Annotated in this window: 13 protein-coding genes; 10 read left to right on the forward strand and 3 right to left on the reverse strand. The window is 36.5% G+C overall.

What is annotated here, in order from left to right:
* Positions 1-9 precede the first annotated feature (9 nt).
* The 8 genes from CEF18_RS23785 to CEF18_RS23820 all read left to right on the forward strand — a co-directional run bounded on the left by CEF18_RS23785 (position 10) and on the right by CEF18_RS23820 (position 9,290).
* Positions 10-1,080, forward strand: coding sequence for an ornithine cyclodeaminase family protein (locus CEF18_RS23785; protein ID WP_110938991.1), 1,071 nt, complete (start codon positions 10-12; stop codon positions 1,078-1,080).
* 167 nt (positions 1,081-1,247) lie between these two features.
* Positions 1,248-2,819, forward strand: a complete 1,572-nt coding sequence (gene pruA, locus CEF18_RS23790) for an L-glutamate gamma-semialdehyde dehydrogenase (RefSeq protein ID WP_110938992.1) — start codon at positions 1,248-1,250, stop codon at positions 2,817-2,819.
* Positions 2,820-2,842: 23 nt separating this feature from the next.
* Positions 2,843-3,868, forward strand: coding sequence for a TRAP transporter substrate-binding protein DctP (dctP, locus tag CEF18_RS23795; protein WP_183041261.1), 1,026 nt, complete (start codon positions 2,843-2,845; stop codon positions 3,866-3,868).
* A 135-nt stretch (positions 3,869-4,003) separates the two neighbouring features.
* The gene (locus CEF18_RS23800) at positions 4,004-4,492 is read left to right on the forward strand and encodes a TRAP transporter small permease (RefSeq protein ID WP_183041260.1); all 489 of its coding nucleotides are present in this window, start codon (positions 4,004-4,006) and stop codon (positions 4,490-4,492) included.
* 56 nt (positions 4,493-4,548) lie between these two features.
* On the forward strand, positions 4,549-5,847 hold the full coding sequence (locus tag CEF18_RS23805; protein WP_110938995.1) for a TRAP transporter large permease: 1,299 nt from the start codon (positions 4,549-4,551) through the stop codon (positions 5,845-5,847).
* Between the two features lie 146 nt (positions 5,848-5,993).
* Positions 5,994-6,962 carry an ornithine cyclodeaminase family protein gene (locus CEF18_RS23810; RefSeq protein WP_110938996.1) on the forward strand — a complete coding sequence of 323 codons (969 nt, stop codon included), beginning with the start codon at positions 5,994-5,996 and terminating at the stop codon, positions 6,960-6,962.
* A gap of 114 nt (positions 6,963-7,076) precedes the next feature.
* Entirely contained in the window at positions 7,077-8,129 is a 1,053-nt protein-coding gene (locus tag CEF18_RS23815) for a proline racemase family protein (RefSeq protein ID WP_110938997.1), read from the forward strand.
* A 192-nt stretch (positions 8,130-8,321) separates the two neighbouring features.
* Positions 8,322-9,290: an ornithine cyclodeaminase family protein gene (locus CEF18_RS23820; protein WP_110938998.1), complete on the forward strand. Its 969-nt coding sequence runs from the start codon at positions 8,322-8,324 to the stop codon at positions 9,288-9,290.
* A gap of 56 nt (positions 9,291-9,346) precedes the next feature.
* Here CEF18_RS23820 and CEF18_RS23825 read toward each other — a convergent pair whose 3' ends face one another.
* The 3 genes from CEF18_RS23825 to CEF18_RS27080 all read right to left on the reverse strand — a co-directional run bounded on the left by CEF18_RS23825 (position 9,347) and on the right by CEF18_RS27080 (position 10,279).
* The gene (locus CEF18_RS23825; protein WP_110938999.1) at positions 9,347-9,562 is read right to left on the reverse strand and encodes a hypothetical protein; all 216 of its coding nucleotides are present in this window, start codon (positions 9,560-9,562) and stop codon (positions 9,347-9,349) included.
* Positions 9,550-9,678, reverse strand: coding sequence for a hypothetical protein (locus CEF18_RS26925; protein ID WP_259458013.1), 129 nt, complete (start codon positions 9,676-9,678; stop codon positions 9,550-9,552). The genes CEF18_RS23825 and CEF18_RS26925 overlap by 13 nt, the downstream gene beginning before the upstream one ends.
* 286 nt (positions 9,679-9,964) lie before the next feature.
* The gene (locus tag CEF18_RS27080) at positions 9,965-10,279 is read right to left on the reverse strand and encodes a hypothetical protein (protein ID WP_317624112.1); all 315 of its coding nucleotides are present in this window, start codon (positions 10,277-10,279) and stop codon (positions 9,965-9,967) included.
* Positions 10,280-10,804: 525 nt separating this feature from the next.
* On the opposite strand from CEF18_RS27080, the gene CEF18_RS23835 reads away from it, so the two are divergent.
* Together CEF18_RS23835 and CEF18_RS23840 are read left to right on the forward strand one after the other, a co-directional pair.
* The gene (locus CEF18_RS23835) at positions 10,805-11,833 is read left to right on the forward strand and encodes a glyceraldehyde-3-phosphate dehydrogenase (protein ID WP_110939000.1); all 1,029 of its coding nucleotides are present in this window, start codon (positions 10,805-10,807) and stop codon (positions 11,831-11,833) included.
* Between the two features lie 71 nt (positions 11,834-11,904).
* A partial coding sequence (locus CEF18_RS23840; protein WP_223292466.1) for a phosphoenolpyruvate carboxykinase (ATP) occupies positions 11,905-12,980 on the forward strand: 1,076 nt, incomplete at its 3' end.

The following is a 12,980-nucleotide window of genomic DNA, read 5'->3' on the forward strand; positions in this document are numbered from 1 at the left end:
GGGATATAAGTGAGCACACTAAAAAAGTTAGAAAAACTTGAACAAAGTAAGAGGGTTGGTTTTATTTACCTTTCACAAGAAGAGTGTATTCGATCTGGTGGACTTGATATGAAAGGTACACTAATTGCTATTCAAAAATCGTTTGAACTCCATGGTCAAGGTGATGTTGTTCAGCCTTCAAAGCCTGTCATTCGCTGGGGAGGACCAGAAACAGAAGAGACAAGAGGAAGAATCATGACGATGCCTTCTTATCTAGGTGGCGATCTGGATGTAGCGGGGATGAAATGGATTCCGAGTATGCCAGAGAATCCTAAAAAAATTGGTCAACCAAGAGCCTCAGCAATCATAATTCTAACTGATCCTAATAACGGTTTTCCTTTAGCTATTATGGATGGAACAATTGTAAGCGCTATGAGGACAGGGGCAGCAACTGGTATTGCAGCTAAATATTTAGCTAATCCGAACTCTAAAGTTGTGGGTATCATTGGTGCAGGTGTTCAAAGTAGAACGCAATTAATGGCTATTGTAGGGGTTTTCGGAAGTAATATTGAAGAAATTAAAGTCTATGATTTAAATCTTGAAAAGACATGTGAGTTTGCAAAAGAAATGTCAAATGAATTAAATGTAAGCGTTTCCCCAGCAGGGAGTGCAGAAGAAGCTATTAAAGGTTCCGATATTGTAGTAACAGCAACGATGTCTTCCTACCCATATGTAAAGGGAGAATGGCTGAAGGAAGGGGCATTTCATTCTGAAATATCTTTTTGGGATACTGATCCAGCAGAACTGATTCACTATAACAAAGTGGTTGTGGATGATTTTGAACACGTGAAACATCACGGTGTGGATGTTAGTTATAGAGCAGTCCGTGATGGAATTATAAAAGAAGAATCAGTAGTTAATTTAGGAGAAATTATTACTGGAAAGAAAACTGGAAGAGAGAATTCTAAACAAAAAATCTTATTCAATCCAATTGGTATGTCTATACACGATGTTTCTGAAGCTTTTAGAGTGTATGAAAACGCGAAGCAATTAGGTATTGGAAATGATCTATCACTTTGGGAGAACCCTCACTGGTTATAAAAACTATGGATTCGAAGGGGGAAGGATATGGAGAAAATAGTAAGCAATACATTTCAGACACTAGCTAAAAATAAAACGGCAAATCGGATGGCCAAAAAATATGGGTTAAAAATGGGAGCGAAACGTTTCGAAAAGTACATTTAAATAAATCAACAGGGGGAACTAAAATGACTAAAACTCTTCAATATTTAAAGTTAGATACGTTCAAGAACGAACCCAATACGGACTTTTCACTAGACGGTGAGGTAAAGGCGTTAAAAGAAGCCATCTCGGTGGCTAGAGGTAATTTAGGAAAAGAATATCCTGTGATTATTGGAGGAGAAAAAATTTACACAGAAGATAAAATCACTTCTATTAATCCAGGAAAGAACGAAGAAATTGTTGGGACCATGAGTAAAATAGATCGTGAGATGGCTGAAAAAGCTTTACACACGGCTACGGAAACGTTTGAAACTTGGAAACTAGTAAAGCCAGAAAAACGAGCTTCATATTTGTTCAAAATAGCAGATTTAATGAGAGAACGACGCCATGAATTATCAGCTATATTAATTATTGAAGCAGGAAAGAACTATGAAGAGGCGGATGGGGAAGTTTCGGAAGCCATTGATTTCTTAGATTTTTACGCAAGATCAATGATTCAACTGAATGAAGATACTCATTACTTGAAAAGTCTTCCTGATGAAAGAAATAAGTTAACATACATTCCGTTAGGTGTAGGTTTTATCGTTCCTCCTTGGAATTTTCCTTTAGCTATTTGTGTTGGTTTAACTGCATCGGCTGTAGTTACAGGTAATACTACTCTAGTAAAGCCAGCGTCCTTAACACCGATTATTGCCTATAAATTTGTTGAACTAGCAGAGGAAGCCGGTCTACCGAGTGGAGTGATTAATTTCATACCCGGGGATTCCTCCGTCATGGGCGACTTTATAACAGGACACCCTCTTACTCGTTTTATCAGTTTCACAGGATCTAAAGATGTAGGGCTTCACATCAATGAGCTTGCAGGTAAAACAGCGAAAGGTCAAAAGTGGATTAAGCGAGTAAATGCAGAAATGGGAGGAAAAGATGGCATTGTCGTGGATGAAACAGCCAATTTAGATGCGGCTGCGGAGTCCATTGTGTCCTCGGCATTTAGTTTCCAAGGTCAAAAATGTTCCGCGGGTTCACGTGCCATTATTGTTGAAAGTATTTATGACGAATTGGTGGAAAAAGTGGTGCAGTTAACGAAAGAATTAAGTATTGGGAACGGTGAAGAGGATTATTCGGTTGGTCCTGTTATTGATGAAAAAGCGTATAACAGTATTCTTAAGTATATTGAAATCGGAAAAAGTGAGGCAACACTCCTTTTAGGTGGAAACTCAGGAAGTGATGAAGGGTTTTATATTAATCCAACTATTCTCGGTGACGCGGATAGTAATAGTAGAATTATGCAAGAAGAAATTTTTGGGCCTGTCCTTGCGATTGCGAAAGCAAAAGACTGGGAAGAAGCGATTGAGATGTATAACAATACAGATTACGGTCTGACGGGTGGATTTTTCTCTTCCGATCAAGCTCGTATAGACCAGGCCATTGAACGTATGTATTGTGGGAACTTATATGTGAATCGCAATTGTACAGGTGCCCTTGTAGGTATTCATCCATTTGGTGGATTTAATTTATCAGGTACAGATTCTAAAGCCGGAAGTTATGAGTACATTAAACTATTTAGTCAAGGAAAACTCTATACGCAAAAAGTCTAAGTTTTATAGAGGGGGAAATAATTTTGAAGAATAAGATTTTTAGTTTATTTGTTATATTACTTGCGTCACTTGTAGTTTCAGCCTGTAGTTCAAGTGAAGGCGCGTCAGGTGAAAAAGAAAAAGCTGGTGATACCATTGATATAAGACTCTCTGGCCAATCTCCAGATGACCATCCAAGTACTCAAGCATTGTATAAGTTCGCAAAACAGGTAAAAGAAAAAACTGAGGGACGAATTAATGTAAAAGTTTATCCAGCAAACCAATTAGGAGATTATACAACAGTGTATAAAGAGATAGGGCGGGGAACCCTTGACATGGCTTTAATCTCTCTACCAGGTGAACTTGATGATCGTTTAAGATTAAACTTTGTTCCTTATTTAGTAAAAGATTATAAAGATATAGATAGCGTTATTGGTACTGACTCTTATGTTTTTAATAAGTTACAAGAAGTAAATAATGAGCAGGGTGTTCAACTTCTAGGCTTTCATGCAAATGGATTTGGGGGAATTGGAACCACCAAGGAAATGACAAATTTATTAGACTTAGGGGAAGATAAAGGTTTATTATTACGCGTACCACCAGATGATGTATTTAGACAACCGATGGTGGATATTGGTTTTAGAACTGTAACAATTCCATATGCCGATCTTTATACTTCTTTACAAACTGGTGCTGCTGATGGTTGGTCTGGTGGAGAAGCTTCCTTAAATTATCTAGGCTATCGTGATGTTATAAAATATTACTACCAAACGAATGATTTCTTTAATGCAGATGCTTTAATAATAAATAAAAGTCTTCTTGATGGACTTAATGAAGAGGATCGTAAATTAATAGAGGAATTATCAAAAGAGATGATGGCTGAAAGTATTGAAACATCTGAAAGTTATGATAAGGAATACATGGAAAAACTGAAAGAAGAAGGAATAACGGTTGTTGAATTTAGTGAAGAAGAAGTTAATAAATTAGCTGAGTATGTTCGTGAAAATACTTGGCCAAAGCTTAAGGAACGTCTAGGTGATGATATTATTGATGAATTATTAAAGGAGTAATATATTTAGTGGAAATGACATTTGTCTAGTCTTTTGATTATTCAAAATGTCATTTCCACAGATTTAAAACAATAATCTTTACCTTTGAAAAAGTGAGTATAATTCGGAAAATTAATGGTAAAGGGGAGGTTTAATTTGAAGACATTAGTTAAAGTACAGAAGGGGATTATGATTATATCCAGCATACTTATTCTTATCGGCTTATTCCTATCTGTATGTTTACGTTATGTTTTTAAAATCGATTTATTCGGAATTGAAGAACTGCTCCTTATCCCCATATTCTTGCTGTATTTTATAGGTGCTGCTCAAGGTAGCTATGAAAAAAGTCATATTACTGCTGATATTTTGGAATCGTATGTTAAAAGTGGAAAAATAAAAGCATGGAATAGGTTGGTTACTTCAGTCGTAGTACTTATTGTCTGTTTAATTATAACATTCTGGAATTCACAGTACATATTTTGGAGTTTCAATAACGGGGGTAACACATCCGGTTACCAAATCCCTTTATTTATTCCACATGGAACAGTTCTAATAGGATTCATATTGATGTCTTTTTATTCATTAATAGATTTCTTTCGCCAAATTAGTATGGTTAAAGATGAAATGAAAAAAGGCAAAGAATAGTCCCCTGACGGGATGTTAATCTTCAATTTAATTCAAAGATTAAGGGGGTTTATTGTATGGAGATGTTAATTGCTTTAGTTATTTTAATAGTTACTTTGATAATCGGAATACCAATCCCATTTGTTTTTTTAGCGACAGTCATATATTTAATATTTTCTTTAGGATATGACCCTAGCTTTTTAATCCCCTATGGATTTAGTAAACTAAATAATATGGTTTTATTGGCGATACCACTTTTTATTATGGCCGGCGGCATGATGAGCTTGGGTGGGATAGGTAGAAGGATTGTAGACTTTACCGAAATGATAGTAGGTAAAACTAAAGGTGGAATGGGGGTTGTTACAATTATAGCTTGTGCCATTTTTGGTGCGATGTCCGGAAGTGCGGCCGCTGCACTTAATAGTATAGGTGCAATAATGTTTCCTCGTTTAGAGAAAAGTGGTTACTCAAAAGGGTTTGCTGCCTCCTTAATTATCAGTTCTTCTGTACTAGGTCTTCTCATACCTCCTAGTGCAATTATGATTTTGTATGCGTGGATTGGAAATCAATCGGTTTTAGCTAGTTTCTTAGCGACATTAGGGCCCGGAATTATATTGATGATTCTTTTGAGTATTATAAATACTATTTATATGAAGGATAAAGATATTAATATTCAACAAAATAATGATAACCCTGAATTGTTATCAACAAGTAAAAAACGAACAAGTATGCTAGCTATACCTGGTTTACTAATGCCATTTATTGTATTAGGTGGAATATATAGTGGGGCGATGACTCCAACTGAAGCCGCGGCAGTTGCTGTAGTATATTCAATACCTATTGGTTTTTGGTTTTACAAAGAATTGAACCGAAAGCGTCTTTATCAATCATTTGTGGAAGCAGCGACAACAACTGGGGTACTTATGGTTATGCTATTTGGGATAATGCTTCTCAGCCGTATTATTATAATGGAGAATATACCAGATACTCTAATGAAGTTTTTATTGTCAATAACAGAGAACACATTGTTATTAATGTTATTAATTAATCTATTTCTAATAGTTATTGGAATGTTAATGGATGATGTAAGTGCGGTTTTACTAGCTACGCCTCTTCTGCTACCTATTGTCGTGAATTTAGGGATTGACCCTATTCATTTTGCGGCTATTATTGGAGTTAACTTAGGAATGGGACTCCTTACTCCACCTACTGCTCCTTTATTATATTTAGGTGGTCGAATGAGTAAAGCACCGATCAACACAATGATGGGACCAACGATGTTAATGATCTTATTTGCTTGGTTACCTACGCTCATTATTACAACATTTATTCCTGAAGTTGCTTTATTCCTTCCACGTTTACTTTTAGGGTTGTAAAAACATGGATCAGGTCTTATTAAAATAAAGGCGTATTATTTGGTAGTTTGAAAGATTGTTAAACTCCAACATATCTGGTGTAGTTAATATTTAGAATTCAACGTGGCTTAACTAATAAATAATGTGACTAGAAAGGAGGGTTTTTTATGTTATTACTATCTGAAAAAGATATAAAAAAATCCCTATCAATGGAAGAAGCAATTAATGTTATTGAAGAAGCATTTTTAAAATATGCTAATAATGATTTTGTTATGCCTGCCAGGACTTTTTCTAAAGTAAAGGATGAAGATACTTTATTGATAATGCCATGTTTTGTAGATGACTGTATTGGTTTAAAGGTTGTCACATCATATCCATCAAATAATACAACGAATAATCCGGTTACACAGGGGCTAGTGTTACTTAATAACAGAGAAACTGGAGATCCACTAGCAATAATAAACGGCTCCGTTTTAACAGCCATAAAAACCGCAGCTGTTTCAGGAGTTGCTATGAGGTTTTTTATGAAAGAGGCCGAAACAGTTGGATTAATAGGGACCGGATTACAGGGAATGTATCAACTTCTTGCAGCTGTCTCCAGTACTTCAGTTAAGACAATTTACATATTTAATCGATCGTCTGAAAAAACGGAAAAGTTTATTCAAGAGTTTCGGACAATTTCGAAAAGTGATATCGAAATCATACCTGTTTTAGATAAAACAGAATTAGTTCGTAATTCACAAATTATAATAACAACCACAACTTCTGTTTCTCCTGTTCTTCCAGAAATATCAGGGCTTTATGAAAATAAATTGATTGTTGGAGTTGGTTCTTATAAAAGTAATATGAGAGAATTACCCCAAACTTTATTTGAGGATTTAGACTATTATTATATAGATTCTGAACAAGGGAAAAAAGAATGTGGAGATATTATAGATCCATTGAAAAGAGGATGGGTTAAAGAGAATCAAATAGTATTGTTATCAGATTTGTTAAAGGGGGGATTGAAAGCGCCTCAAAACACAAATCCCATTGTATTTAAAACGGTCAGCATGGCATTATTTGACGCATACATCGGGAACTATGTATTTAAAAAGGCAAAAGAATTAGGAATTGGTCAGGAATTTAAGCTTTAGTTATGTAAAGTTGGAAAAACAACGTTCACAAAACAATGGCTAATAATTATAAAGTGTCAAACTTCAAATAAAGCGTTGAAAGTTTACCAATTTAATCATAGAGGAGTGTAAAATATGAGTTTTAAAAGAATGATCCATTCTGTAGACACCCATTCTGGGGAGCCTATGCGTGTAATTACTGGAGGAGTTCCTAATATACCTGGAAAAACAGTTTATGAGCAAATGCGTTGGCTTGAAAATAACGATGATCAGCTTCGAAAACTTATGTTAAGAGAACCAAGGGGATATCCTCCTCTTTGTTGTAACCTTATAGTCCCCCCTAAGCATCCGAATGCAGATGCAGGTTACATTATAATGGAGCAGGTTGAGTACCCAGTTATGTCGGGTGGGAATACCATTTCTGTGGTTACGGTGTTATTAGAAACTGGAATGTTGCCTATGCATGAACCAGTAACTGAACTAACACTAGAGGCTCCTGCTGGGCTTATTGAAGTAAAAGCAGAATGTTCAAATGGTAAAGTGACGAACGTAACATTTCAGAATGTTCCTGCTTTTGCACCATATATCGATGCAGAAATTGATGTACCTCATTTAGGAAAAGTAAAAGTGGATGTAGGATGGGGAGGGATGTTCTATGTCATTGCTGACGTAAGACAGTTTAAGGGACTTGAACTTATCCCTGAACATGGCCGTGAAATTGCTCGTATTTCCGCTATGATACGCAAGGCTGCTCAGGAACAATTACCTGTAGAACATCCTGATTATCCAGGAGTCGGTATTACTATATCTCAGCTTTCTGGACCACCTACAAATTCTGAAGCAGATTGGAAGAATGTTGTAAACGTTGCTTCCGGAGATCTTGACTGGGATGACCCTTCTACATGGACGGGTGCTCTGGATCGGTGTCCTTGTGGGACTGGAACTTGTGCAAAGATGGCTACTTTGTATGAGAAGGGTGAATTGAAAATAAATCAAGATTTCCGACACGAAGGGATTTTAGGGACAGTATATAATGGTCGTCTTGTTGATGAGGTTAAAATTGGTGTCTATAAAGCTGTCGTACCAACTGTTAAAGGACAGGCGTGGATTACTGGATATAACACTTATGTACTTGATCCAATGGATCCTTTTCCTAACGGATTCAGTATAGGAGATATTTGGGCATAAGGGGTTTTTTGGATATTAGACTGAATATATAATATTGGGAAAAGTTTTCCGGGAAATTTAGTAGTAATTGATTCTGATACAAAAACTTCACCAAAATCCATCATAGTTATACGAATTTTAAAAGAGTATAATTTTACTAAAATTGTAAAATTTATATAATATTAGACACTATTTAAATCTAAGGAGGATATTATGCGACAAATTACAGAAGAACAAGTACAAAATATACTTGATATGGAATTGGTTCTCCCTGTTATCAAGGAGGCTTATGAAGATTGTGTTGAAGGAAAAATTTATGCAGGAAACCGTACTTTTATGCCTATTCGCGGCGAAAAAAATGTGGGACAATGGTTAGTCGCTAATTGTACGAACAAACCTTTCTTCGGATCAAAATTTTCATCTGTTTTCCCTGGGAATTTGAAAAAAGATCTTCCTAGTACAATCTCTAAGATCAGTTTATATTCAGCTGAAACTGGCGAACTTCAAGCACTGATTGATGCGAACTATCTGACTGCCATCAAAACAGGCGGCAGTGCAGCAATCGCTACTGACTTAATGGGAAGAGAAGATGCCAACAAACTAGGAATTATCGGCTCAGGACTCCAATCGTTCTCTCAAGTATTGGCCATCCAAGAAATTCGACCTATTGAGGAACTTTACGTGTATGATATTGATCCTGGACGAGTAGAAAATTTTATTGAAAGAATTGAAAAGATCAAAAATCGGCCATATAAAATCATTGCGGCTAAAACAGCTGACGAGTGCGTTTTATCCTCTGATATTATCTGTACTTGTACTACCTCACACATTCCTGTTTTTAAAGGAAATTCAGTCAAACCAGGTACACATATCAATGCGATTGGTTCTTTTACCTCTTTTATGCAGGAAATTGATACAGAAACAGTACTGAAATCGGATAAAGTAATTACGGAACACGTTGAGGGTTTATGGGAAGCCGCCGGTGATATTTTGATTCCATTCGAACAAGGAAAGATTACCAAAGACAAAGTGTCAGGTACGGTGGGAGATGTGCTAACTGGAAAAATTCCAAAAAGAGAAAATGAGCAAGAAATCACGCTCTATGAAAGTGTCGGATCCGGTGTCTTAGATATCGCACTTTCTATTGCTGTTTACAATAAATTAGTGAAAGATGTGAAATAAACCATTTTTAAAAGTATTTACAGAAAAGAGCATTGTAACGTGACAAGGAGTAAGAGTTAGACAATTTCACTAGCAGACTTGATAGAATCAATATTATCATTAGGTTTCATTTCCGCTTCATCTTCTTTAAAGATCCACTCTTCATTCACTTTTGCATAAATCCGGAACTTCACACCAATATTTTCAACTAAGATGAATTCATTTTTCCAATATTCCACTCCGAAAACTGAATCTAACCGAGACATGATTGTTCGATTCGTTACATAAGGCATGACGACTGCTTTAAAACTATTTCTCGTATTAACAGTTCGTTGAGCCCTCTAACATCGTTTGCATCAAATGGAGCTTGTAATTTGTCCATGAGTTCTTCTTGAGTACAATTTGTCATTAAAAAAACACCCTTTCAAAATAGTTTTATAGAAAAAACACCCTTATATCTAAAAATCCCTTAATACGTACAAGATATACCTCACCTCCTTAAACGAAAAAAAGCCTTTAAGAAAGTTGTATATCCCACTTCACACGGCTATTGGACCAGCATGAGTAGATAACATTCTACTCATGCTGGCGGTTAAAGCGGCAAAAAGCTGATTAAAAACAGCATTTTCAGTCGTGCCAAATAAAACAGGGACATTTAGGTTCTGTTTTATTCATCGGAAGAACGTTTCAATTCTTCATCTTGCTTTGTACATGTCTGCGATGACTTCAGTGGTTACTACGTTCATTAAGTTGGTGACGACACGCATCTCGTTGCCGTAATCATCCTTAAAAAATACCACTCGATGACGTTCCTTAGAACGGGATTGTTCGGTACCCAATTGACAAGTAATATCAAGCGTGACAGGAGATTCAGCTTCCTGCATGCGTTTTAAAACATGAGTCCTGAAAATCTCTACATTTTCTTTCAATCGGATCACAAACTTTTGCTGGTCTTTTGTAAATTGATCGATTCGTTTAATCTTAAAATAGACTCGATCTTCTACCAGGATAAATCAAGAATCGGCCAACTGTTCACCAATCGGCCCTTCGTGTGCAAGTCCAGTCGTTTCGCCTTGAATTGGCATTTCAGAGAGAGGAGAGTAGTTGACATGCAGTTTAATTCCTGCATGCTCCCCGTGTGGTTATTTAGAAAGAAAGCGAACGATTATTAATAAGAGCTATTTAACAATACGGATTTAAAAAACGCTTACACTAGTTACATAAATTTTTTATTATTCTACAAAACTACTAACATATGGGGAGAGGAAGTCATTAAGCATGGAACGCCGAAGAAAATGGAAACGCTCCCTTATAAGAGACTAAATCTTGACCTAGAGCTGCAAATGACATAGGGTACTTGTCGTTCTTATCTTTTTGGTGAATTTTTAAATTAAAAAGCTGATTTTGATTAAGTTATTAAAAAAATTATGTTATGAATTTATTTTTATTAATGTTATACTATTTTTGGAAAACAATGATATATTATAACGTAATTGATTAATTATTATAACGTAATTAAGGAGGGACTTGTTTATATGATTAATGTTGCTATAAATGGATTTGGTCGTATTGGAAGAATGGTATTTCGTCAAGCAATAAAAGAAAGCTCATTTCAGGTTGTAGCAATTAATGCGAGCTATTCAGCAGACACGTTAGCACACCTTATGAAGTATGACACCGTGCACGGGAAATTTGACGGTTCAATAGAGGTAGTGCACAATCGCATATTGGTTGATGGTAAGGTGGTTCAACTTCTTAATTATCGTAATCCGCAAGATCTTCCTTGGAAGGAACTAGGCATAGATGTTGTGATTGAAGCCACAGGGAAATTTAATGCAAAAGAACAAGCAAGTCTGCACATAGAAGCAGGGGCAAAGAAGGTCATTTTAACAGCTCCTGGTAAAAATGAAGATGCTACTATTGTAGTTGGTGTAAACGACATGCAGTTGGATATTACAAAACATGATGTTATCTCAAACGCCTCCTGTACAACCAATTGTCTTGCTCCAGTCGTAAAGGTGTTAGATGAACAATTCGGCATTGAGAACGGCTTAATGACCACTGTACATTCATATACAAATGACCAAAATAATATCGACAATCCACATAAGGATTTACGTAGAGCTAGGGCTTGCGCACAATCCATTATTCCGACTACAACAGGTGCAGCTAAGGCATTAGCAAAGGTACTACCACATTTAACCGGAAAACTACATGGTATGGCACTACGTGTTCCGACTCCAAATGTATCGCTTGTAGACCTTGTAGTAGACGTAAAATGTGATGTGACAGTGGAACAAATTAATAATGCCTTTCAGATTGCGTCCCAAGGATCGATGAAGGGTATTATAGAGTTCTGTAATGAGCCGCTTGTGTCAGTAGATTTCAATACAAATCCAAGTTCGTCTATTATTGATAGTTTATCTACAATCGTTATGGGAACCCGTAAGGTAAAGGTTCTTGCCTGGTATGATAATGAGTGGGGCTACTCCTGCCGCGTAGTAGACCTCGTAAAGCTAGTAGCAGGTCAGTTTGCCAGCCAAAAAAATATGCAACATATTTAAGGGATGATCCCATAACATAACTATTTATAGGAATTAGAGTTTTTATTAAAAAGACAAAGGATGGTATGTATATGAGCACTATGAAGGCCCAAATTGAATTACATGAGTTATTAAATGGACGCAATGCACAGGTTCAATTAAGTGTTTCGCAGCTAGTAGAAAGAGTAATAATGAGAAAAGAAGGAAAATTAACTTCTACTGGTGCTGTTTCTGTTTCAACAGGTAAATACACAGGTCGTTCTCCTAAAGATAAATTCATTGTGAAAGAAGCATCCACTGCAGACAAAATTGATTGGGGCACTGTAAACCAACCGATTTCCCAACAACATTTTGATAATCTGTACACAAAGGTATTAGAATACTTGAAAGAAAAAGAAGAAATCTTTGTATTTAAAGGCTTTGCTGGAGCGGATCACAGCCACCGCCTTCCAATTCAAGTTATAAATGAATACGCTTGGCATAACTTATTTGCACACCAATTGTTTATTCGTCCGACAGGGATTGATTCTCCTAAACACGATGATCAATTTACAATCGTATCGGCACCGACGTTCAAAGCAAATCCGATTATTGACGGTACAGATTCTGAAACGTTCATTATCGTTTCTTTTGAAAAGCGTGTTATACTGATCGGCGGTACTGAGTATGCAGGTGAAATGAAGAAATCTATCTTCTCTGTAATGAACTACTTGTTGCCAGAACAAGACATTCTACCTATGCACTGTTCTGCAAACGTGTCTAAAGAAGGCGATGTGGCGTTGTTCTTCGGCTTATCGGGTACAGGAAAGACAACGCTATCTGCAGATCCAAACCGCAAGTTAATCGGTGATGACGAGCATGGCTGGTCTGATAACCGTGTGTTTAATATTGAAGGCGGCTGCTACGCAAAATGCGTAAACCTATCTCGCGAGAAGGAACCTCAAATCTTTGATGCGATTACATTCGGTTCTGTACTAGAAAATGTTATGATTGACGAAAATACTGGTCTTACAAATTACAACGATGTATCTCTAACAGAAAATACACGTGCAGCCTATCCAATTGACGCAATCGATAATATCATACTACCAAGTGTTGCCGGACACCCAAATACAATTGTGTTCTTAACAGCTGATGCATTCGGCGTTTTACTCAGCAAGTTCAAGTT

The sequence above is a fragment of the Salipaludibacillus neizhouensis genome (assembly GCF_002886185.1).
GTDB lineage: Bacteria > Bacillota > Bacilli > Bacillales > Salisediminibacteriaceae > Salipaludibacillus > Salipaludibacillus neizhouensis.

What these genes read in the sequence shown, in the direction of transcription:
- CEF18_RS23815 (WP_110938997.1), top strand. Translation starts at nt 7,077, where the DNA reads ATGAGTTTTAAAAGAATGATCCATTCTGTAGACACCCATTCTGGGGAG.
- pruA (WP_110938992.1), top strand. Translation starts at nt 1,248, where the DNA reads ATGACTAAAACTCTTCAATATTTAAAGTTAGATACGTTCAAGAACGAA.
- CEF18_RS23835 (WP_110939000.1), top strand. Translation starts at nt 10,805, where the DNA reads ATGATTAATGTTGCTATAAATGGATTTGGTCGTATTGGAAGAATGGTA.
- CEF18_RS23805 (WP_110938995.1), top strand. Translation starts at nt 4,549, where the DNA reads ATGGAGATGTTAATTGCTTTAGTTATTTTAATAGTTACTTTGATAATC.
- CEF18_RS26925 (WP_259458013.1), bottom strand. Translation starts at nt 9,678, where the DNA reads ATGACAAATTGTACTCAAGAAGAACTCATGGACAAATTACAAGCTCCA.
- CEF18_RS23810 (WP_110938996.1), top strand. Translation starts at nt 5,994, where the DNA reads ATGTTATTACTATCTGAAAAAGATATAAAAAAATCCCTATCAATGGAA.
- CEF18_RS23820 (WP_110938998.1), top strand. Translation starts at nt 8,322, where the DNA reads ATGCGACAAATTACAGAAGAACAAGTACAAAATATACTTGATATGGAA.
- CEF18_RS23825 (WP_110938999.1), bottom strand. Translation starts at nt 9,562, where the DNA reads ATGCCTTATGTAACGAATCGAACAATCATGTCTCGGTTAGATTCAGTT.